This is a genomic window from Mesorhizobium sp. GW821-FHT07A06 (genome assembly GCF_059419085.1).
Window position 1 is genome coordinate 532,492 of record NZ_JBWKRC010000002.1, and the last position, 22,128, is coordinate 554,619.

Consider the following 22,128-nt stretch of genomic DNA (forward strand, 5'->3'; position numbering starts at 1 on the left):
TAAAGGGGTTCAGCCGGGAAAACGCAAATGAAAAAGCCGGCTTGTCCGCCGGCTCTCGCAACTTGCGGTCAAAGCGCCGCCATCTGAACCTTGACCTTGCTGCAATAGGCGGCCGAGATGGGGTTCATGCGCGTCGCGGCATGGCCGGCATTGTATTTCAGGATCGTGCCGCAGGTCGTGCCACCGCCAAGATTCTGTGCCAAAGCGAGGTACTTCATGCCGTATTTGATGTTGGTGTCGGGATCGAACAGGCCTTTGGCCGAGCCGTTATAGCCCATCATCCGCGCCGTCGCCGGCTTGATCTGCATCAGGCCGATCTCGCCGGCGCCGCCGACCATGTTCGGCCGGTAGTTGCTCTCGATCTTGATGACGGCGTGCGCCAGCGACACCGGAACGCCGTAGCTTGCCGCATAGCGGGCAACGATCGCTGAATACTGGCCGCCGCTGGCTACCGCCGCCGTCGACGCGGCGACATTCCTGAGGCCGATCGAGGCCGTCGTCGTCATGTCGATGGTCTTGCGGCCACGCTTCGTCTGCCTTTTGGGGGTGGATTTCTGCGCCTTGGCCCAGCTGGCCTTTTCCACCTTGGCGGAAGCCTGCTTCGTCGTTGCCTTCGCACTCTTGCTGCTTTTGGCCGAAATGGCCTTGCCCTTGGCGGTCGCAATGACCACCCCCTGATCGGCCCGTGGGCTCAACGGCGCGGCGTCAGCCGCACTGAAGGCAAAAGTCATTACGCCGGCAGCAAGAGCTGCCGTTACAACGGTCAATTTCTGCATGTGATCCTGTTCTGTCTGGACCGTTCGAAGATCTTCGCACGGCGCGGCTTGATTAGTATCGGAACATCCGGGGGGAAAGACGTCCGACAAACTGTACGAATTGCCCTTTGAAGCCCGATTTGGCGCCAATGAAGGCGAGGCAAGTCACTTTGAGTGACAGTTTGTAACCTGATTCAGGGAGAAGATTACTTGGGCAGCGCCTTGACCCTGGGTCAGCCGCTTATGGAAGCAAGCAATTTTTGCAGCGTGCGCATCGTCGAGCCGTCGGCCAGCCCGTCAACCAGGCGGGGTCGGAAATGCCGTTGGAAGGCCTCGACGACAATCCTTGTCTGGTGGTCGAAAATGCCCGATATCTCAACACCATAGCCATAGAGCGCCAGCATCGACTGCAGTGCCTCGACATCGGCACCGTTGTCGCCGGGCTTCAGCGCGGCTCCGCGCCTGACGGGTGCCGCCGGCACCAGATGGCCGACACCGGCCTCGAACAGAGCAGTCCATGGGAACTTCTCGCCCGGATCGATCTTGCGACCCGGTGCCACATCGGAATGCGCCAGCACGCGCCTGGCGGGGATCGCATGCCGCCCGGCAATCCCCTTGCACAGGCCGATCACCGCATTGATCTGGCGACGGCGGAAGCCGGGATAGCCCAGCGAATGTCCAGGATTGACGATCTCGATGCCGACCGAGCAGGAATTGATGTCGGTGCGCCCGAACCAGGAGCTCTTGCCGGCGTGCCACGCGCGGTCGCTTTCCCTGACCATCTGCACGATGTGGCCGTTCTCATGGACGAGATAATGCGACGAGACTTCGCTCGCCGGATCGCACAGCCATGCCTCCGCCCCGGCCCCTGTCGCCATGCCGGTATAGTGCAGCACGATCATGTCGGGCTTCAGCATATCGCGCCTTGGCCCGAAATTCGGCGACACCCTGACCTCGGCGCTCGGCTCGTCAGGCAGGAAGCCGCTCATACGTGTCGCAGGCCCCGCTCGATCATTTCATAGGCGGCGTTGATCGCGGCGACCCTGGTCGTCGCGATCTTGATGAATTCCTGCGGCAGGCCGCGCGCGATCAGCCGGTCCGGGTGATTGTCGGAAACCAGCTTGCGATACCGCTTCTTGACCTCCTCGAACGGCTTGCCGCGCTCGATGCCGAGCACGACGTAGGGATCGCCGGCGCCAAGATTGACGTGGCGGGCCAGGATCGATTCGTAATGCGCTTCGTCGATCCGGAATATCTCGGCGATACGGTGCAGGAAGATGCCTTCGCGCTCGTGCACCAGCCCATCGGCCTTGGCGATATGGAACAGGCCGTCGAGTATGTCTTCCAGCATGACGCAATTGGAATGACCGGAACCGCACAGCTGTGCCATGCGCTCGGCATAGGTTTCGAACCCGGCCACGTCCTTCTGGGCGAGATCGAACAGCCTTGCGACGTTGCGCGTCTCCTTCGGCGGCACCTCGAATATTTCCTGGAAGGCGCGCACCTCGTCCTGGGTGACGATGCCGTCTGCCTTGGCCATCTTGGCCGATAGCGCGATCATCGCCACCGAGAAGGCGACGCGGCGGCGCAGATCCGCATCTCCGGAGAATACCGTGCGCACAGCCTCGACGACGTCGGCAACGCCCGACGTCGCTGAAGACGATACCCGAGTGATAAATTCGCCGAGGCGATCCCAAATCGACATGGCCCGCTTCATAGAGCCAACCGGTCCCCGCTATCAAGCCAATAACGGCCTGTCCGGGTCCGTGATCGAGAGGCACTTTGTCGGTCTGGCTACCCCTAGCAAGAAAAGGCCGGCGAAACGCCGGCCCTTCCTCCCAAGACACTTTTACTGCTTACAAACTACTGCGCGGGCGCAGGAGCGGGCGTTGCCGGAGCCGGCTCGGCAGGCTTGGTCGAATTGTCAGCCGGTGCCGCGGGCTTCATCGGCTGCTCGGCAGCCGGCGGATTGGTGCTCTGCGTGGTGGTCTTGTCGGTGCCGCTGTCGCTGCAGGCTGCGACGCCCAGCAGGGCAAGGGCGGACACGGAAGCTAGAATGAGCTTTTTCATAATATCTCTCCTTCAATACACGCCCGAATTGCGTGAGCGCTCGGACAGACAATGCACCACGCGGTCATGAGTTTCGTAACGTTGCGTTTCTGCATGTAACATCAACGGGATGCGTTGCTGCCGGCGCGTTGGCGCATTAACAACGAAACCTGAAACGAAATGCCGGAGACGACAGCCATGGCCGCGAAATGGGATTTCTGGATCGATCGCGGCGGCACCTTCACGGATGTCATCGGCCGTGACCCGCAAGGGCGGCTGCACCCGCGCAAACTGCTTTCGGAAAACCCCGAAGCCTATGCCGATGCCGCCATCCAGGGCATCCGCGACCTGCTCGGCGTTGAATCGGGCGCCACGATCCCATCCGGCCTGATCGGCGATATCAAGATGGGCACCACGGTCGCGACCAACGCGCTTCTGGAGCGCAAGGGCGACCGCGTGCTCCTGCTCATCACCAAGGGGTTTCGCGATGCGCTCAGGATCGCCTACCAGGCGCGGCCCGATATCTTCGCCAAGGAAATCATCCTTCCCGAGCAGCTCTATGAGCGCGTCATCGAGATCGACGAACGCGTGCTGGCCGATGGCTGCGTCGAACGGCTGCTCGACATCGCCGCTTGCCGGCCGGCGATCGAGCAGGCGAAGGCCGACGGCATCGATGCCGTCGCAATCGTGTTCATGCACGCCTGGAAATACCCCGACCACGAGAAGGCGGTGGCAAAGGTCTGCCGCAAGCTGGGTTTCAGCCAGGTCTCGGTCAGCCACGAGGTCTCGCCGCTGATCAAGCTGGTCGGCCGCGGCGACACCACCGTGGTCGACGCCTATCTGTCGCCCATCCTGTCGCGGTATGTGCGGAAGGTCGGGCTAGAGCTCGGCGTCCTCTCCCCTCTCGAGTTGGGGCGATCGGCCGAAGGCCGGGAAAGAGCCAACGATTTGGCTTTTTCAGCAACGAACGCCCGGAACCATAGCGAAGGGAAAGCCGCGAAGCAGCCAGAGGGGGTCCTCTCGGAAGGCAGAACGTTGAGCCCGGTTGAACCGACCCCACCCGGCGGCTTCGCCGCGACCCTCCCCTCAAGGGGAAGGGAAAGTCCCCATCTCATGTTCATGATGTCCTCGGGTGGCCTCACCGCCGCCGACATGTTCCAGGGCAAGGACGCGCTGCTGTCGGGTCCGGCTGGCGGCGTTGTCGGCATGGTCGAGACGGCGAAGCTCGCCGGCTTCGACAAGGTCATCGGCTTCGACATGGGCGGTACGTCCACCGACGTCGCCCACTATGATGGCGAGTACGAACGCGCTTTCGACACGGAGGTCGCCGGCGTGCGCGTCCGCGCCCCGATGATGCGCATCCACACCGTCGCCGCCGGCGGTGGTTCGATCCTGCATTACGAGGCCGGCCGTTTTCGCGCCGGACCGGACTCCGCGGGCGCCAATCCCGGCCCCGCCGCCTACCGGCGCGGCGGCCCGCTGGCCGTCACCGACGCCAACGTGATGCTCGGCAAGCTGCAGCCCGATTTCTTCCCGGCGATCTTCGGTCCCGGCCAGGACCAGCCGCTCGACGTCGGAACGGTGCGCGCGAAATTCGCGGCCCTTGCCGCCGAAATCGGCGATGGCCGCTCGCCGGAGGCGGTTGCCGAAGGCTTCGTCACCATCGCCGTCGAGAACATGGCCAACGCCATCAAGAAGATTTCCGTGCAGCGCGGCTACGACGTCACCGAATATCTACTGAACTGCTTCGGCGGCGCCGGCGGCCAGCACGCATGCCTGGTCGCCGATGCGCTCGGCATGGAGGCGGTGCTGATCCATCCCTTCTCCGGCCTGCTTTCGGCTTACGGGATCGGCCTGGCGTCCGTCTTTGCCTCGCGCCAGCAGGCATTGCTCAAGCCGCTTGCCGAAGAATCCAGAACGGAGATCGGCAGCCTCATCGCCATCCTGAAAAAGGCCGTCATCGCCGAGCTTGCGGCCCAAGGGATCGCCGAGGACAAGGTTGCGACCAGGCCCGTGCTGCACATCCGCTATGACGGCACCGACACGACACTGCCGGTGAATTTCGAAAGCGACTCGATTTTCCAGGCGAAGCGCGATTTCGAAATCGCCCACAAGGCGCAATTCGGCTTCGTCTATGACGACAAGCCGATGATCGTCGAGACGGTCGGCGTCGAGGGCAGCGAAATAGACGAGAGCAGCGCCGAAGCCTATGCGCCTGCCGGACCTGCGAGGATTGAAGCTGGCGCTTCTGGAACGCGGCGCATCTACACCGAAGGCCGGTGGCATGAAGCCGGCATCCATCGTCGCGAAAACCTGCGCCCATCCAATCTGGTCCCAGGCCCCGCTCTGATCATCGAACCCAACCAGACCATCGTTGTCGAACCGGGCTGGCGGGCCGAAATCACCAACCTCAACCACGTCGTCATCCGCCGCACCGAAAGGAAGGCGCGGGCCGCCGCCCTCGGCACATCGGCCGACCCGGTGATGCTCGAAGTCTTCAACAACCTGTTCATGTCGATCGCCGAGCAGATGGGTGTCACGCTGCAGAACACCGCCTACTCCGTCAACATCAAGGAAAGGCTGGATTTTTCCTGCGCCGTCTTCGACCACACCGGAGCGCTGGTCGCCAACGCGCCGCATATGCCGGTGCACCTCGGCTCGATGGACCGTTCGGTCGAAACCATCATCCGGCTGAACTCCGGCGACATCCACCCCGGCGACGTCTTTGCCCTCAACGCGCCTTATAATGGCGGCACGCATCTGCCCGACATCACGGTGGTGACGCCCGTCTTTTCCCTCCCCCTTGAGGGGAGGGTGGCCGCGCAGCGGCCGGGTGGGGTCCTCTCAGAAGGCACCGCAAGGGCGCCGAGCCCGGTCGATCCGACCCCCTCCGGCAGCTTCGCTGCCACCTCCCCCTCAAGGGGGGAGGAAATTCTCTTCTACGTTGCCTCGCGCGGCCATCATGCCGATATCGGCGGCACGGCGCCTGGCTCGATGACGCCGCTGGCCACCACGGTGGACGAAGAAGGCGTGCTGTTCGACAATTTCCGCATCGTCGACCGCGGCCGCTTCCGCGAGACGGAGCTGCAGACGCTGCTGACCGATCACCCCTACCCGGCCCGCAACCCGCATCAGAACATCGCCGACCTCAAGGCGCAGATCGCCGCCAACGAGAAAGGCGTCGCCGAGTTGCGCAAGATGGTCGCGCATTTCGGCCTCGATGTCGTCGAGGCCTATATGGGCCATGTCCAGGACAACGCCGCCGAAAGCGTGCGGCGGGTGATCGAGCGGCTGCCGGACACATCGGCCTATGAATATCCCACAGATACCGGCCAGGTGATCAAGGTGAAGATATCGGTCGACCGGCAAAAGCGCGAAGCGACGGTCGACTTCACCGGCACATCACCTGTCATGAAGAACAATTTCAACGCGCCGGAGCCCGTCGCCCGCGCGGCGGTCCTCTACGCCTTCCGCGTCATGGTCGAGGACATGATCCCGATGAATGCCGGGTGCCTCAGGCCAATCAACATCATCATTCCCGACGGCTGCATGCTGAAGCCCGCCTACCCTGCCGCTGTCGTCGCAGGCAATGTCGAGACCTCGCAGCATGTCACCAATGCGCTGTTCGGCGCCATGGGCGCCATGGCCAATGCGCAGGGAACGATGAACAATTTGACCTTCGGCAACAAGAAGTACCAGTACTACGAGACGATCTGTTCCGGCTCGCCGGCCGGTCATATGAACTCCGGCCGAGGCTTTGCCGGCACCTCCGGCGTGCATACCCACATGACCAATTCGCGCCTCACCGATCCCGAGGTGCTGGAACTGCGCTTTCCCGTGGTGCTGGAGGATTTCCACATCCGCGAGGGCTCCGGCGGCAAGGGTAAGTGGGATGCCGGCGACGGCACCAAACGCACCATACGCTTCCTCGAGAAGATGGAATGCGCGATCCTGTCCTCGCACCGCAACCGCCCGCCGCAGGGATTGGACGGTGGCGAGGATGGCGAGGTCGGCTCCACCAAGGTGCGCCGCAAGGACGGGACGGTCGACGTGCTGAAGGCCTGCGACCAGACCATGCTTGATGCCGGTGAGGCAGTTATCCTGACGACGCCGACACCGGGTGGGTTTGGCAAGCTGTAAAGAACACGTCAACAGCCTGTCACCGGCCTGTCATGACCCTGCGCTACCCGCTTGCGCCAAAGCAAATGGGGAATCACTTTGTCATGACGGACGTCTCCTCGGATCTGGTTTTTCGCCGCGGCAAGGAAGTTGGAAAGGCCGTCTACCAGAACCGCGCGCTTTCCAAAGCCGGCATCTCGGAGCGGCTGTTCGCCCTTCTGTTCTCCGGCCTCGTCTATCCGCAGATCTGGGAAGACCCCGATGTCGACATGGAGGCGATGCAGCTTGGCCAGGGTCACCGCATCGTCACGATCGCTTCCGGCGGCTGCAACATCCTGGCCTATCTCACCCGCTCGCCGGCACGGATCGACGCCGTCGACCTCAACGCCGCGCACATCGCGCTGAACCGCATGAAGCTGGAGGCGGTGCGCCGCCTGCCCTCGCAGGGCGACCTGTTCCGCTTCTTCGGCGCCGCCGACACCAGCCACAATTCGCAAGCCTATGACCGTTTCATCGCGCCGCATCTCGACCCGGTGAGCCGCCACTACTGGGAGCGCCGCAACTGGCGCGGCATCAGGCGCATCGGTGTCTTCGACCGCAATTTCTACCAGACCGGCCTGCTTGGCCTGTTCATCGCCATGGGCCACCGCACAGCCAAATTCTTCGGCGTCAACCCGGCCCGCATGATGGAAGCCAGGAACATCGGCGAACAGCGCCGCTTCTTCAACGAGGAGCTGGCGCCGGTCTTCGACAAGAAGCTGCTGAAATGGGCGACGTCGCGCAAGGCTTCGCTCTTCGGCCTCGGCATTCCGCCGGCGCAGTATGATTCCCTGATCACCTCCGGCGATGGCACCATGGCCAGCGTGCTGAAGGCCCGGCTGGAAAAGCTCGCCTGCGACTTTCCCCTGGAAAACAATTACTTCGCCTGGCAGGCCTTTGCACGCCGCTATCCAAATCCCGGCGAGGCCGCCCTGCCCGCCTATCTGGAAAAGCAGAACTACGACACCATCCGCGGCAATGTCGACCGCGTCGCGATCCACCATGCCAATCTGATCGAATTCCTGGCCGGCAAGGATGCCGGCACGGTCGACCGCTTCATCCTGCTCGACGCGCAGGATTGGATGACCGATGATCAGCTCAATGCGCTGTGGTCGGAAATCAGCCGCACCGCCTCCGCTGGGGCCCGCGTCATCTTCCGCACAGCCGCCGAACCCAGCCTGCTGCCGGGCCGTGTCTCGACCTCTCTGCTCGATCAGTGGGACTATCAGGACGAGGCGTCGCGCGAATTCTCGGCCCGCGATCGCTCGGCCATCTATGGTGGCTTCCACCTCTATGTGAAGCGCCCGGCATGAGCACGACGGAGCTACCGGCCAGCCCCGAATTCAAGGCCAGCCACGCCGAACTGATGGACGGCGTCTATCGCTGGCAACGCCATATCTACGACCTGACCCGCAAATACTACCTGCTCGGCCGCGACCGGCTGATCGATGGACTGGATGTACCGGCGGGCGGCACCGTGCTGGAACTCGGCTGCGGCACCGGCCGCAACATCATCCTCGCCGCCCGTCGCTATCCCGACGCCCGCTTTTTCGGCCTCGATATCTCGGCCGAGATGCTGGAGACCGCCCGCAAGGCGATCGACCGCGAAGGCCTGTCCGGCCGCGTCACGCTGGCACGGGGCGACGCCACCGATTTCGATGCGGGCTCCCTCTACGGCATCGAGCGCTTCGACCGCGTCTTCGTGTCCTATTCGCTGTCGATGATCCCGGGATGGGAAAAGACGGTGTCGGCAGCCCTTGCTGCGCTGGCCCCCAACGGCTCGCTGCATGTCGTCGATTTCGGTCAGCAGGAAGGCCTGCCCAACTGGTTCCAGACTCTGCTGCGCGGCTGGCTGAGGAAATTTCACGTCTCGCCACGTGAATCGCTGCGCGAGGTTCTGGAATCGGAATCTCGGCGAACCGGCGCAACCTTCCGTTTCCGCACGCTTTATCGCGGCTATGCCTGGCTGGCGGTGATCGGGCCGCGCAACCTTGCCTCCCCCCTCGATGGAGGAGGTCGCGCCGAAGGCGCGGGTGGGGATGAAGCGCTAGGCACCCCACCCCGGCGCTGCGCGCCGACCCTCCCCATCAAGGGGAGGGTAAAGAGAGCTAATGCAGCGCCTTCACCAGCGCGCCCACCATCGTCTGCGGCCGGTAGCCAAGCTTGGCCGGGGTCAGCCCGAGCCGTACCACCACCAATCGCTCCGACGGAATGATGGTGACCGTCTGGCCGTCATGGCCTTCCATCCAGTAGGTATCCTTGGGCAGGCCTGCCGCGACACCGGCGCCGGGGCTGTCCTCGTCGCCCGGCGCCTCGATCCACAACTGGCCCTTGCCGTAGACCTTCGAGGCCGGCGCCGGCTCGCGCATCCAGTCGACGAAGCCGGCCGGCAGGATTTGGTTGCCGTTCCAGACCCCGCCTTGCAGCAGGAACTGCCCGAAGCGGGCCCAATCATGCGCCGTGGCGTAGAGATAGGATGAGCCGACGAACGTGCCCTGCTCGTCGGTTTCGAGCACGGCGCTGTGCATGCCGAGCGGCTCGAACAGCGCCGTGCGCGGCCATGTCAGCGCCTTGGCCTTGTCGCCGATCGCATCCTGCCACAGCCGCGACAGCATCACCGCGGTGCCGCTCGAATAGGAGAACACCTTGCCGACCTCGCCCACCAACGGCTTGGATATGGCAAAGCCCGCCATGTCGGGCTCGAGATAGAGCATGCGCGTGACGTCGGCGACGTCGCCATAATCCTCGTTGAACTGCAGCCCGCTCGACATCGCCATCATGTCGGCAAGGCTGATGGCGGCGCGGCCATCCGCCTTCCACGGCGCGAACAGGCCCTTGTTGTCGACGGCCATCTTGCCGTCCTTGACCAGCGTGCCGATGATGGCGGCGTTCACCGTCTTGGTCATCGACCAGCCAAGCAGCGGCGTCTTGGCGGAAAAACCGTTGCCATAGCGTTCGGCGACGACGCGGCCGTTCTTGACCACGACCACCGCGCGCATGCCGGTACCGGTCAGCGCCGCGTCGTCCAGCAGCTTGCCGATCACCGGATCCTGCGATGCCTCGACCCGCTCGCCCTCGGGCCACAGCGTGTCCTGGCTGGCAGCCGACGTTTCGCCATGGACCGCCGTGCGCCGCGCCTTGCCGACATCGCCGTCGGGTATCGAGGCGCAGCCCAATCCATCGCGGGAAACCGCCTCGCTTTTGCCGAGGAAGCCAAGCAGGCCGGCGGAGACCGTGCCCCGGTTCTTGTCGACCGAGACCCGCATCAGCCGCAGCAGCGGGTGTCCGGGCGCCTGCACGTCGACGGCAAGCACCTCATTGGGATCGCGCCCGGCTATGAAGACGTTGGAGCAGACGATCTTGGCCGAATAGCCGGAGCCGACGCGGATCAGTTCGGGTGGCGCGATGTAAAGCCAGGCAAACAGCGCGACGACCGCCAGCACGATCAGGCCAAGCACCCATCTGACGATCTTGACGACGATCCGCATCCGCATCCTCCCGGGCTTTCGCCCGACCTTATGTCATCGATTTGCCGCCATTGCTTCCGCAAATCGGGATACTTGTCGAGCGCCGTCAACGGATTATCAACCATGATCGGCGATCACGGGGGATGCATGCCGCCCAAGACCGCATAGCGGTTTTGGGACAACGACATGCACAGAAATGGATATGCTGGGCGATGCTGTGGGGCGATCGCCTGGAGGGGGCTCGACCAGTCGTCGGCCATCGGTTCACAGACCCATCAGCGACCGGCTGATTCCGGCTTGGAAGTTGCGATGCGCCGTCTTGCGGCCCTTTTCATGCTGACACTGCTTGGCGCCTGCTCGACGGTGGACGATCTCTCGCCGCTGTCGCCGTCCGCTTCCAGTAGCCCGACGGTGGCCGTGCGCGCGCCGCGCTTCGCCGATTCCAAGCCGCATGAATGGGACAGTGGCGCGCCCTGGAACTATGCCGTCCACGGCACCGACGTGTCGAAATACCAGACCTCGGTCGATTGGCCGACCGCCAAGGCCAGCGGCATTTCCTTCGCCTTCATCAAGGCGACGGAGGGTGGCGACCGCTTCGATGAGTATTTCAACGAGCACTGGTCGCGCACGAAGGCCGCCGGCGTTCCGCGCGCGGCCTATCATTTCTTCTATTTCTGCACTCCGGCCGCCCAGCAGGCACGCTGGTTCATCCAGAATGTTCCCGTCGACCGATCCGCCATGCCGCCGGTGCTCGACATGGAATGGAACCCGAAATCCCCGACCTGCAGGTTACGACCCGACCCGGCAAAGGTGCGCGCGGAAATGACCACCTTCCTCGAAATCGTCGAGCGGCACTACGGCAAGAAGCCGATCATCTACACCTCGGTCGATTTCTTCGACGACAACGAGCTCTCGAGCTTCCGCGGTTACCCCTACTGGCTACGCTCCGTCGCCGGCCACCCGCGCGAGAAGTATGGCAGCCATCCCTTCACCTTCTGGCAGTACACCGGCACCGGCATCGTTCCGGGCATGACCGGCAAGTCCGACATCAACGTCTTCAACGGCAGCGAGGCCGCCTGGAACAAATGGCTGCGGCAGAACACCCGCTGAACCAGGTTCAACGGCAGCGAATCCTCGGCCAAAGCACTCCAGCAGGATTCCCGTTGAACCGGGTTCAACGGCAGCTAGGTCTTTGATCAAATCACTCCAGCAGGGTTCCCGTTGAACCGGGTTCAACGCCAGCCGAGCCGCCTTGAACAAGGAACTGTGGCAGAAGAACCGTTGACACCGGGCCTGCCGCCTGCTTTTCGACACAGCCAGCGGCAAAAAAGTGCAACCGCTGGTAATTCGGGGCGTTGGGCTTCCAGCCAATCACGACAATGCCCTCTTCGTTTCGGAAGGAAGCTGATGCGACTGCGTTCCCAAGCCCTCGCGGCGCTATTCCTGTGCGCCACGGCCCTGCCGGCGATGGCACAGGAATGCGGCGGCGACTTCGAAACCTGGAAACAGGGCGTGGCGGCGGAAGCCAAGGCGGCCGGTGTCGGCGCCATCGGCCTCGACGCGCTTGAAGATGCCACCTTTGACCAGAGGGCGCTGGCGCGCGACCGCGCCCAGGGCGTCTTCACCCAGACCTTCATCGAATTTTCCAACCGCATGATCTCCGCCTACCGCCTGAAGCAAGGTGCGGCGAACATGAAGAAATACGCCGACATCTTCGCCCGTGCCGACCAGCAGTTCGGCGTCCAGGCGCCTGTCATCACCGCCTTCTGGGCGCTCGAAACCGATTTCGGCGCCGTGCAGGGCGATTTCCACACGCTGAGCGCGCTGGTGACGCTTTCGCATGATTGCCGCCGCCCGCAACTTTTCCGCCAACAGTTGGTGCCGCTTCTGGAGTTGATCGACCGTGGCGTGCTGCCGGCCGACGTCAAGGGCGCCTGGGCCGGCGAAATCGGTCAGACGCAGATCCTGCCTTCGGACTATCTGGCGCGTGGCGTCGATGGCGACGGCGACGGCAAGATCGACCTGCGCAACAGCGTGCCCGACGTGATCATGACCACCGCCAACAAAGTGCTGTCGCGCGGCTGGAAGCGTGACGAACCCTGGATCCAGGAAGTGCGGGTGCCCGATGAGATGCCCTGGGACCAGACCGGGCGCACCAACAAATTGCCGCTGACACAGTGGGCGCAGTGGGGCGTCACCAATCCGGACGGCTCGCCGCTCGTCGACAAGGGCCTCAAGGCCGGCCTTGCGCTGCCCATGGGCCGCAAGGGGCCAGCCTTCCTGACCTATGACAATTTCGATGTCTATCTCGAATGGAACCAGTCCTTCACCTACGCGCTGACCGCGGCCAATCTCGCCGCGAGGCTCGCCGGCGCGCCGCCGCTTGATCCGCGCAACCCCGAACAAGGCCTCGACAACGAGCAGATGAAGGCGCTGCAGACCAAACTCGAAGCCCGGGGCTACGACGTCGGCACTGTCGACGGCATTCTGGGCACCAACACGCGCGAAGCCATCCGCAAGGAACAGATGCGGCTCGGCCTGCCGGTGGACGGCTGGCCGACGCCGGACCTGTTGGGGAAGCTGTGAAGGTAGTGAGTAGTGAGTGGTGGAATTTAGAGAATTCCCTACTGACGACTACTGACTACTGACTACTCACTCTCGTTCCTAATCCGCCATCGTCTCCAAACTCGCGAATCCCTGCGGCGCGTCGCCCTCGTCGAACGGCGTCGTCACCTCGACGAAGGTGTCGGGATAAAAGCCGTTGAAGCGGGTCCTGAGCGACAGCGAATAGGCGCCGATATGGCCGATCTCGATCCAGTCGCCGGTGTCGACGGTTTCCGGCAGCCAGAATGGCCTCGACAGGATATCGACGGAATCGCAGGTCGCGCCGCAGACCTTGAACGGCACGATCTTGCTCTCATCGCCATTGCGGGTCCTGATCGCCGGATCGGGAATGAAGCGCGCCGGCAGCGTGATCTTGCCGGTCCAGGAATCCGACAGCGACGCCCAGATGCCGTCATTGATGTAGAGCCGTTTGCCCTTGCGCAGCAGCACCCGCACGATCAGCGACAGGCAGCGCGCCACGATCACCCTGCCCGGCTCGGCCACCAGCGGCATCTGGTCGAACTGGTACTCTTTCAGGTCGCCGGAAAGCCGCGACATGATCTGGCCGAGCGAGGGCATCTCGATCTGCTTGCGGTTGGGATCATGGCCGTATTCGGCGGGAAAGCCGCCGCCGACGTCGAGCCCCGCAATATCGAAGGCCAGCCGGTTGCGCACCCAGTCGGCCGAAGCCAGCGCCCGCTCATAGGTATCTGGATCCTCGATCTGGCTGCCGACGTGGAAACACAGGCCCACCTTGTAGCCCGTACGGTTCAGCCGTTCCGCCAGTTCCACGGCATAGGCCGGACCGGCGCCGAACTTCTTCGACAGCTCGTAGGCGGCATGCCCCTTGGTCTGCACCCGCACGAACACGCTGACCGAGCCCGGGTCGATGTCGAGTGCCCGCACCACCCGGGTCAGCTTGGTGATCTCGTCCTCATGGTCGAGCGAGATGACGCGGATGCCGTATTTCTCCAGCGCCAGCTTGATATCCGACTGCGCCTTGACCGGATGCATGTAGAGCATCTCGGCATCGGGCGAGACGGCGCGCACGGCCGCGAATTCGCCGGGTGAAGCGACGTCGAAGGCGGTGACGCCGGCCTCGACCAGCGTCTTCAGCACGATCTGCTCGCCATTGGTCTTGACCGCATAGGCGGTCTTGCCGGGAAACATACCCATGAACTGCCTGGCATCGGCCTTCAGCACCCGCGGGCGGAAGCAATAGACGGGATCGTCCGGGCGAAGCGCCAGAGCCGCCTCGCGGGCATTCTCGAATCGCTGCATTGACGAATCCTCGACTTCAGCCTGCGCACAATTAATCCAAGCTAGCGGCTAATGAAAACAATTCTGTGTCTCGTGCCTTTGACGCAGCGGCGCTAATTTTTGGCGGCATCGTTTGCCGCCGATCAGGTTTCGGGTGGCCCTTATCGCCGGAACGGATATGCCTTGTGTCTGACCGGCTTGCATCCGGGCCGGCATTACGGCCTGTCTTGGGGGAGGACGATAGACATGGCCATAGCCGCGACATCAGCACCGCGCGGACCGATGACGCTTGCCGACTGGGGGCAATTGCTGCTGCTCGGCGCGATCTGGGGTGGCTCGTTCTTCTTCGCCCGCATCGCCGTGGCCGAACTTCATCCGCTGGTGCTGGTGCTGTTTCGCGTCGCCATCGCGGCGATCGCGCTGCAGCTCTATCTCGGCCTGCGCGGCCCCTCGTTCCGCCTTGCGCTTCCGCATGCCGGCCTGTTCTTCCTGCTGGCCTTCACCAACAACGTCGTCCCCTTCTCGCTGATCTTCGCCGGCCAGACCGAGCTTGGCGCCGGCGTCGCCTCGGTGCTCAACGCAACCACGCCGTTCTGGACGCTGATCCTCGCCAACGCGATGACATCGGACGAAAAGCTCTCCTGGAACAAGCTGGCCGGCATCGCGCTCGGCGTTGCCGGCACCGCCGTGATGATCGGTCCCGGCCTGCTCGCCGGGCTTGGCGGCCCGGTCTGGGCGAAATTCGCGCTGATCGGCGCCTCGCTGTCCTATGGCATTGCGCTGATGATCGCCCGCCGGTTCAAGGGCGTGCCCTCGCCGGTCATCGCCACCGGGCAACTGACCGCCTCGACCATCATCATGATCCCCATTGTGCTCTTCACATACGGCCCGGCCGGACTGTTCTCGGCCTCGCCGCCGGTCTGGGCGGCGGTGCTGGCACTGGCTCTCCTGTCCACCGCCTTTGCCTATATCCTCTATTTCAACCTCGTTGCCTCCGCCGGCGCCACCAACGCTTCGCTGGTCACGCTGATCGTTCCGGCCAGCGCCATGCTGCTCGGTTTTCTGTTCCTCGGCGAACGCCTGGAGTTGTTCGAGATCGGCGGCGTGGTGCTGATCGGACTTGGTCTTCTCACAATCGACGGACGCGTGCTTGGAAGGCGGTAGGCTGAACCGCATTGGCGCGAAAATCGAAATCGACTTCGTGACGGTAGCGCTGCCATGACACGCTCGCGACACCATCCCGCCACAATTTATTCACAGGTCTGAAGCGGGTTTTTGCCCAGAAGTTTCAACGGCTAACGGCAAAACCGACGTCGCAAATCTGGCAATTACGTCGCAATGCAGCACATTTTCCGCTTGCCTGTGGCACAAATGAACCTAGACTCCTAGGCATAGCTCTTTAAGAGGAGGCTATGTCATGGGACTTACGAGGCCAATCAACGCATTGATGATTTGTGCTGCGTTTGCTTTCATCGGCGCCCTCATTATGGGCGTCCTTCCCTGAACCCGCCAAAACGGGGAAGACCAGCACCAGATAGTCCAAGCAATTCGAAAGGCCGGGTTTTACCCGGCCTTTTGCTTTTGGCCCTGCCTCACGCGGCAGCCGAACCCGCCACCTCCGCCTCGTGCGAGCGGATGCCGATCATGTGGCAGATGGCAAAGACGAGGTCGGCGCGGTTCATCGTGTAGAAGTGGAAGTCGCCGACGCCGCGCTCGACCAGGTCCAGCACCTGCTCGGCGGCGACCGCCGATGCCACCAGCGCATGGGTCTGCGGGTCGTTCTGCAGGCCGTCGAAGCGCTCCGCCAGCCATGCCGGCACCAGCGCGCCGCAGCGCGCCGAGAAATTGGCGACCTGGGTGAAATTGTGCACCGGCAGGATGCCGGGCACGATCGGGATGTAGATGCCGGCGCGGCGCGCGCGCTCGACATAGCGCTCGTAGAGATCATTGTCGAAGAAGAACTGGGTGATCGCCCGCGTCGCGCCATTGTCGACCTTGCGCTTCAGCATGTCGATATCGGTGGCGAAGTCAGGACTTTCCGGATGCTTCTCCGGATAGGCCGAGACCGAAATGTCGAAATCGCCGGCGTCCTTCAGCGCTCCCACCAGTTCCGCACCGTTGGCATAGCCGTCCGGATGCGGGCGATAGGCGGTGCCCACGCCAGCGGCCGGATCGCCGCGCAAGGCGACGAAGCGCTTCACGCCCATATCGGCGAATTCCTGGATCACGGCGTCCACCTGATGGCGGGCCGCGTCGACGCAGGTCATGTGCGCGGCCGGCGTGAGGCTCGTCTCGTTCAGGATACGGCTGATGGTGCGCGCCGTGCGCTCGCGCGTCGAGCCGCCGGCGCCGTAGGTCACCGAAACGAATTTCGGCTTCAGCGGCTCCAGCCGCGTGACCGTATCCCAGAGGCGCGCCTCCATCTCGTCGTTCTTGGGCGGGAAGAATTCGAAGGAAACCCGGACCTTGTCGCCAATGTCGGGGCGGCGGGAAAAGCGGAACTGGTTCATCAGGCGATTTCCCCTATCGAACTTACTTTGCTCTGCTGGCTGTCATTGGCAGGATCGGCGATCAGCAGGCGCCGGTCGCGGCCAAGCCACAGCTTGACTGTGAGCCTGGCCTCGTTGCCGCCCCGCGGCTCGAACTCCTGGGCATCCTCGAGATCGAGGCCCGCCTCGGCAAACCACTCGCCGATCTGCCGGTCGGAAAAGCCGAGCCTGACATGCGCGTGCTCGTCACGCAGGAATTCCAGCGTGTGCGGCGCGAAGTCGACGATGACCAGCCGGCCCGACGGGCGCAACAGCCGCGCTGCTTCGTGGATGGCGCGGGCGGGATCGTCGAGATAGTGCAGCACCTGGTGGATGGTGACGAGATCGAAGGCGTCACGCTCCACCGGCGGCGAGAAGATATCGCCCTGCCGCACCTGCGCGTTGGAAACGCCGGCCTTGTCGAGATTGGCGCGCGCAACGGTCAGCATTTCGCGCGACATGTCGATGCCGACGCCGCGCCGGTAGAGCGGCGAGAAGATTTCGAGCAGCCGGCCGGTGCCGGTGCCGAGGTCCAGCATCGACTGGAACGGCCGCTTGCCGACCAGCTTCAGCATCGCGGCCTCGACCGCGCGGTCCGGCACATGCAGGGAGCGGATATGGTCCCAGCTTGCGGCATTCACGGAAAAATACTCCGCCGCCCGGTCCTGCCGCTTGCGCTTGACCGAGGCCAGGCGCTCGAGATCGCGCTCGACCTGCGGATCGGCGCCGCGAATGCTGGAAACCAGCCCCATGACAAAGTCCCGCGCGGAATCGGCATCCGACAGGCGGAAGAAAGCCCACGACCCCTCCTGGTAACGGCCGATCAGCCCGGCCTCCAGCAAGAGCTTCAGGTGCCGCGAGACGCGCGGCTGCGACTGGCCGAGAATTTCGGTAAGATCGGAAACGGTGAGGTCGCCGCGCGACAACAGTGCCAATATGCGCAGGCGGCTGGATTCGGCCGCCGCCTTCAGCGTATCCACCATGGTGTCGAGCGAGACATGCATCCGCGTATTCTCTTTTCAGCGCATCAGATTTGAAAAAGATATAAACATATGTTTATGTCGATTTTCAAAACCTTGCAAGCGCTATGTCGCTTCCGGACAAGAAAATGCCGCATGCGTGATTTCCCGGTGCATATCGCCCAAAAACGTGTAGCGGTCTTGGGACTGGCACCAACACAGAGATGGCAGAATGACCGCACCGCGTGAGATGTTCGAGGCGCGCGAAGGTGAGCAGAGGCTGGAACAGAACCCGGCTGCAATGCCCGCGGATGGCGGCGTCGTCTTCATTGGCCGCATCGCCTCGCCATGGACCACACGCGAGACCTGCCCGAAAAACATGCGCGCGGCCCGCGAAGCCGGCCGGCCGGCGGTGCTGACCATCGACGCGCCCTATCGCGGCGGCTTGCAGGGCCTTGAGCGCGCCAGCCACGTCGTCATCCTGTCCTGGCTGCATCACGCGCCGCGGAATCTGATTGTTCAGAAACCGCGCCATGCGGCTGAAGCAAAAGGCGTATTCGGCCTGCGCTCCCCTGCCCGGCCGAACCCGATCGGCCTGCATATGGCAAAACTTGTCGGGCTCGATATCGGCACCGGGCGCATCGATATCGACGCCATCGATGCGCTTGACGGCACCCCGGTCATCGACATCAAGCCTTACTTCGCCTCGACCGACGCCGTACCGGAGGCGACCATGGAAGGGCGCGAGGAGCGATGACGGCGCCGACCGGCCGCCGCCGCGCCATCGCCAAGGCACTGACGGCGCTCCTGCCGCTGGCGCCTTACGCCGACATGGAAAAGATCCGCGCTGACGCCGGCTCGGTGCATATGAAGACCTTGCCGCCGACGATCGCGGTGTGGCTGGCGACGATCGCCCACATCCGCCACATGCACACCGATTACGAAAAACTGCTGGCCGAGGGATATGACCGCGACTCCGCACGCTTCTTCGTCATCGAGCAGACCAACATGGTGCTCACCCGCTGGCGGGCGACACGCCTGCTCGACGCCGACGACGAGGATGAGTGAGGCGGCAGGGTCTGTTTATTTTCGCTTCAGCACGGCAACCGCGTTGTAGGGCTGGCCGTCAGCCTGGCCCACCCAGGTCCAGGACAGGTTCCCCTTGAAAACCCGGACGGTGATGTCGCCGCCATCGATGCATTTGTCCTGGCCGTAAGTGATGCTTTCATGGAACTCAGCGGATGTCTCATCCCGCGACGTCTGCGACAGCGACCCGCCGCAGCCGAGTGACGGATAATCGATCGATGCGCCATCATCCGTGATCGTCATGGCGATCGACCAGTCGGCCCCGGCATCACCCGACGGGCTCTGGTGACCACTGCCGACCCAGGTGCCGGCCAGCGTCCGCGCCGGCGCGTTCACCGAGCAAGGCAGGTTCTGGAAGATCGGGGGCAGTTCGCTGCCGGTCTTCTCGCAGCGATAGGTCTGGCCGTTCTGGCAGAGTTCGTCGCCTTGTTTCACGCATTGTGCGCCGGCTTCGCCCGCCACGGCGAAAATCATCATGGTTGCGATGACGGTCCCAAGCCTGACCATATCCCCTCCCATTCCAAGCTGCCGGATCATAGGGCAACTCCAATCCGGTGTATCGGCCAGATCATGGAGGACGAACAGCGCCTGATGGCTGGCTCTATCGCTTCTGTCCGGCGCCGATAGCCTGCAGATCCGCCTTGTGCGAGAGGAGGCCGCGATGACCCGGACGAAGGCAACAGAGGACCCGGCGCGACTGCCGCTGGTTGGCGATCGCCATGTCGACCCGCATTCCTATCCCGATGGCATCGCCTTCCTCGATGGTCAGTACCTGCCGATGTCGCAGGCCAAGGTGTCGGTGCTGGATTGGGGATTTCTGCACTCGGATGCCACCTACGATACGGTGCATGTCTGGGACGGCCGCTTCTTCCGGCTTGACCTGCATCTCGACCGCTTCTTCGGCGGGCTCGAAAAGCTGCGCATGACGATCCCCTTCGATCGCGAAGGCGTGGCCGAGATCCTGCACAATTGCGTCGCGCTGTCGGGCCATCGCGCCGCCTATGTCGAGATGCTGTGCACCCGCGGCGCCTCGCCGACCTTCAGCCGCGATCCGCGCCAGGCGATCAATCGCTTCATGGCTTTCGCGGTCCAGTTCGGCTCGGTCGCCAATGCCGAGCAGTTGCGGCGCGGCCTGCACGTCGCCATCAGCGACAAGGTGCGTATCCCGCCGGCTTCGATCGATCCCGCGATCAAGAACTATCACTGGCTCGACCTGGTGCGCGGCCTCTACGATGCCTATGACCGCGACGCCGAGACCGCGCTCATTCTCGACTTCAACGGCAATGTCGCCGAGGGCCCGGGCTTCAACGTCTTCTGCGTCAAGGATGGGAGACTGTCGACGCCGGCCATCGGCGTGCTGCCCGGCATCACCCGCCGCACCGTTTTCGATCTCTGTGGCGAGGAAGGGCTCACCGCCGAGGCTGCCGATATCAGCGTCGCCGCGCTAAAGGCGGCCGACGAGGTCTTCATCACCTCGACCGCCGGCGGCATCATGCCGGTGACGCGGATCGACGGCGCGGCCATCGCCGATGGCAAGGTCGGGGCCGTCACCAGCAGGCTGATGGCGCTCTATTGGCGAAAGCACGATCACCCGGCGTGGTCGAGCCCCGTGAAATATCCCTGATACCGGGCCGTCCTGTTCAAAAAAGATTTCCCCTCTCCTCTGGAAAATCAAGGGACGGACTGTATATGCGCGAAAGCGGAGAAGCCTCCGCTTTCGCTAAAATCGCGCCCTCAGGGGCAAGGAACCCACATCATGACATCAAAGGTTTGGTTCATCACCGGATCGTCGAAGGGTTTTGGCCGCGTCTGGGCCGAGGCCGCATTGGCGCGTGGCGACCGCGTTGCCGCGACCGCCCGTGACGCCGGCACGCTCGCCGATCTGGTCGAGAAATATGGCGACAACATTGCCGCGATAAAGCTGGACGTCACCGACAAGAAAGCTGTCGACGCCGCCATCGCCGAGGCGCACAAGCGCTTCGGCCGGCTCGACGTGGTCATCAACAATGCCGGCTATGGCCATTTCGGCGCCATCGAGGAAGTCAGCGAACAGGAAGCCCGCGACCAGATCGAAACCAATGTGTTCGGCGCGCTCTGGGTCACGCAGGCAGCCCTGCCGATCATGCGGTCGCAGAGGTCCGGCCACATCATCCAGATCTCGTCGATCGGCGGCGTCAATGCCTTTGCCTCGCTCGGCCTCTACCACGCCTCGAAATGGGCGCTGGAAGCCTTCAGCCAGTCACTCAGCATCGAGGTCGCGGAGTTCGGCATTCATGTCACGCTGGTCGAGCCGGGTGGCTTTTCCACCGACTGGTCCGGCGCCTCCGCCAAGGTCTCCAAGCCTATCGAGGCCTATGCGCCTGCCCGTGCCAAGATGGCCGAGCGCCGCGCCAACTCGGTCGCCGGCGATCCCGAGGCGACCGGCCCGGCGATGCTGGCCATCGTCGACGCCGCCGAGCCGCCGCTGCGCGTGTTCTTCGGCGATGGCGGCCTGCCGATGATCCGCCAGGAATACGCCAACCGCCTCGCCACCTGGGACAAGTGGGACCACGTGTCCGTCATGGCGCAAGGCGCCAACAAGAACCGCAAGGGCTGAGGCCCGGCACTCTTGCTACGCCGCCCAAGGGCGGCGTAGCCCTTGCTCTCAGGCCCGATAGATCCACTGCTCCGGCACCCGCGCGGAAATCTCTTCGCCGGCCTTGATCGTTCCCGGCTTCTCGACCCAGGCGACCACGCCCCGCAGCCGCTTCGCCGCTTTCGGGAACAACAATGCGCCAGCTTCGATGTCGGCCATCCCGGAATTTTGAGCAATTGACCGCCCGGCGATGCGGCATGGTCCGTTCTGGGCGTCGACCTTGAGGGTGACACCATCCTTGAAGAACAGCAGCGTGCCAGCCGGCAGCATCGACAGATGCGGCACGCCTTCGATCACCAGATTGGCGCCGATCCATTCCGGCCTGATCTCGGCCAGCCCCATCCGCTCGGCGACAATGGCCAGTTCATCCCCGGCCACGATCGACACTTGCCGCTCGTTGCGCATTTCGGTGCCGCGCGGATACCAGGGTTCGCGTCCTCCCGAACGCCGCGTCGCGCCGGCATGGAAATCGCCCCATATGCCGTCGAAGCCCAGCCGCAATTCCTTCACCGGGCGTGTCTGGAAATGATCCGCCGGCGCGGCATAAAGCGCGGCCGCGCGGGCGGAAAGCTTCTTTGCCGGGATGATTTCGACCGGCTTTTCGGCCTCGGGGAAGAGATCCAGCAT

The 22,128-nt window shown here is 63.7% G+C and carries 19 protein-coding genes and 1 pseudogene; 10 read left to right on the forward strand and 10 right to left on the reverse strand.

The window, feature by feature from the left end; all coding sequences use genetic code 11:
- Positions 1–68: 68 nt before the first annotated feature.
- The 4 genes from AC07SZ_RS08030 to AC07SZ_RS08045 all read right to left on the reverse strand — a co-directional run bounded on the left by AC07SZ_RS08030 (position 69) and on the right by AC07SZ_RS08045 (position 2,825).
- Positions 69–776: a lytic transglycosylase domain-containing protein gene (locus AC07SZ_RS08030; RefSeq protein ID WP_056573308.1), complete on the reverse strand. Its 708-nt coding sequence runs from the start codon at positions 774–776 to the stop codon at positions 69–71.
- A gap of 212 nt (positions 777–988) precedes the next feature.
- A complete protein-coding gene (locus AC07SZ_RS08035) occupies positions 989–1,744 on the reverse strand; it encodes a peptidoglycan recognition protein family protein (RefSeq protein ID WP_494913907.1) in 756 nt (251 codons plus the stop codon).
- Positions 1,741–2,460: a J domain-containing protein gene (locus tag AC07SZ_RS08040; RefSeq protein ID WP_056573535.1), complete on the reverse strand. Its 720-nt coding sequence runs from the start codon at positions 2,458–2,460 to the stop codon at positions 1,741–1,743. Before AC07SZ_RS08040 ends, AC07SZ_RS08035 begins: the two co-directional genes overlap by 4 nt.
- A 158-nt stretch (positions 2,461–2,618) precedes the next feature.
- On the reverse strand, positions 2,619–2,825 hold the full coding sequence (locus AC07SZ_RS08045; RefSeq protein ID WP_027044745.1) for a hypothetical protein: 207 nt from the start codon (positions 2,823–2,825) through the stop codon (positions 2,619–2,621).
- Between the two features lie 177 nt (positions 2,826–3,002).
- Here AC07SZ_RS08045 and AC07SZ_RS08050 point away from each other — a divergent pair, with 177 nt between their 5' ends.
- The 3 genes and pseudogenes from AC07SZ_RS08050 to AC07SZ_RS08060 form a co-directional block, all read left to right on the forward strand.
- On the forward strand, positions 3,003–6,944 hold the full coding sequence (locus tag AC07SZ_RS08050) for a hydantoinase B/oxoprolinase family protein (RefSeq protein WP_494913908.1): 3,942 nt from the start codon (positions 3,003–3,005) through the stop codon (positions 6,942–6,944).
- 32 nt (positions 6,945–6,976) lie between these two features.
- A complete protein-coding gene (locus AC07SZ_RS08055) occupies positions 6,977–8,275 on the forward strand; it encodes a BtaA family protein (RefSeq protein WP_494913909.1) in 1,299 nt (432 codons plus the stop codon).
- Positions 8,272–8,940 (forward strand): annotated as a pseudogene (locus AC07SZ_RS08060) (class I SAM-dependent methyltransferase); the annotation flags it as partial. The gene AC07SZ_RS08055 and the pseudogene AC07SZ_RS08060, both read left to right, overlap by 4 nt.
- Before the next feature lie 130 nt (positions 8,941–9,070).
- Here AC07SZ_RS08060 and AC07SZ_RS08065 read toward each other — a convergent pair.
- Positions 9,071–10,450 carry a serine hydrolase domain-containing protein gene (locus tag AC07SZ_RS08065; RefSeq protein ID WP_494913910.1) on the reverse strand — a complete coding sequence of 460 codons (1,380 nt, stop codon included), beginning with the start codon at positions 10,448–10,450 and terminating at the stop codon, positions 9,071–9,073.
- A gap of 288 nt (positions 10,451–10,738) precedes the next feature.
- Here AC07SZ_RS08065 and AC07SZ_RS08070 point away from each other — a divergent pair, with 288 nt between their 5' ends.
- Positions 10,739–11,539 carry a glycoside hydrolase family 25 protein gene (locus AC07SZ_RS08070; RefSeq protein ID WP_494913911.1) on the forward strand — a complete coding sequence of 267 codons (801 nt, stop codon included), beginning with the start codon at positions 10,739–10,741 and terminating at the stop codon, positions 11,537–11,539.
- 297 nt (positions 11,540–11,836) lie between these two features.
- On the forward strand, positions 11,837–13,015 hold the full coding sequence (locus tag AC07SZ_RS08075; protein ID WP_056573329.1) for a lytic murein transglycosylase: 1,179 nt from the start codon (positions 11,837–11,839) through the stop codon (positions 13,013–13,015).
- Positions 13,016–13,093: 78 nt separating this feature from the next.
- Here the strand turns inward: AC07SZ_RS08075 and AC07SZ_RS08080 are convergent, their stop codons facing one another.
- Complete coding sequence (locus tag AC07SZ_RS08080) at positions 13,094–14,314, reverse strand: alanine racemase (protein WP_056573332.1); 1,221 nt, start codon at positions 14,312–14,314, stop codon at positions 13,094–13,096.
- Between the two features lie 225 nt (positions 14,315–14,539).
- Here AC07SZ_RS08080 and AC07SZ_RS08085 point away from each other — a divergent pair, with 225 nt between their 5' ends.
- Positions 14,540–15,457 (forward strand): DMT family transporter, encoded by a 918-nt coding sequence (locus AC07SZ_RS08085; RefSeq protein ID WP_056573335.1) that lies wholly within the window; start codon positions 14,540–14,542, stop codon positions 15,455–15,457.
- A gap of 428 nt (positions 15,458–15,885) precedes the next feature.
- Here AC07SZ_RS08085 and metF read toward each other — a convergent pair whose 3' ends face one another.
- Complete coding sequence (metF, locus tag AC07SZ_RS08090; protein ID WP_140775777.1) at positions 15,886–16,803, reverse strand: methylenetetrahydrofolate reductase [NAD(P)H]; 918 nt, start codon at positions 16,801–16,803, stop codon at positions 15,886–15,888.
- Positions 16,803–17,825: an ArsR/SmtB family transcription factor gene (locus AC07SZ_RS08095; RefSeq protein WP_056573343.1), complete on the reverse strand. Its 1,023-nt coding sequence runs from the start codon at positions 17,823–17,825 to the stop codon at positions 16,803–16,805. The genes metF and AC07SZ_RS08095 overlap by 1 nt, the downstream gene beginning before the upstream one ends.
- Positions 17,826–18,012: 187 nt before the next feature.
- Between AC07SZ_RS08095 and tsaA the strand changes: the two genes are divergently transcribed.
- Positions 18,013–18,537 (forward strand): tRNA (N6-threonylcarbamoyladenosine(37)-N6)-methyltransferase TrmO, encoded by a 525-nt coding sequence (tsaA, locus tag AC07SZ_RS08100; RefSeq protein ID WP_494913912.1) that lies wholly within the window; start codon positions 18,013–18,015, stop codon positions 18,535–18,537.
- On the forward strand, positions 18,534–18,848 hold the full coding sequence (locus tag AC07SZ_RS08105) for a DUF2293 domain-containing protein (RefSeq protein ID WP_056573349.1): 315 nt from the start codon (positions 18,534–18,536) through the stop codon (positions 18,846–18,848). Before tsaA ends, AC07SZ_RS08105 begins: the two co-directional genes overlap by 4 nt.
- A gap of 15 nt (positions 18,849–18,863) precedes the next feature.
- On the opposite strand, the gene AC07SZ_RS08110 is transcribed toward AC07SZ_RS08105, so the two are convergent.
- Positions 18,864–19,373 (reverse strand): hypothetical protein, encoded by a 510-nt coding sequence (locus AC07SZ_RS08110; protein WP_494913913.1) that lies wholly within the window; start codon positions 19,371–19,373, stop codon positions 18,864–18,866.
- A gap of 154 nt (positions 19,374–19,527) precedes the next feature.
- Between AC07SZ_RS08110 and AC07SZ_RS08115 the strand changes: the two genes are divergently transcribed.
- Positions 19,528–20,490 (forward strand): D-amino acid aminotransferase, encoded by a 963-nt coding sequence (locus AC07SZ_RS08115; RefSeq protein WP_172373211.1) that lies wholly within the window; start codon positions 19,528–19,530, stop codon positions 20,488–20,490.
- Between the two features lie 132 nt (positions 20,491–20,622).
- The gene (locus AC07SZ_RS08120; protein WP_494913914.1) at positions 20,623–21,462 is read left to right on the forward strand and encodes an SDR family oxidoreductase; all 840 of its coding nucleotides are present in this window, start codon (positions 20,623–20,625) and stop codon (positions 21,460–21,462) included.
- Between the two features lie 48 nt (positions 21,463–21,510).
- Here AC07SZ_RS08120 and AC07SZ_RS08125 read toward each other — a convergent pair whose 3' ends face one another.
- The gene (locus tag AC07SZ_RS08125; RefSeq protein ID WP_494913915.1) at positions 21,511–22,128 is read right to left on the reverse strand and encodes an MOSC domain-containing protein; all 618 of its coding nucleotides are present in this window, start codon (positions 22,126–22,128) and stop codon (positions 21,511–21,513) included.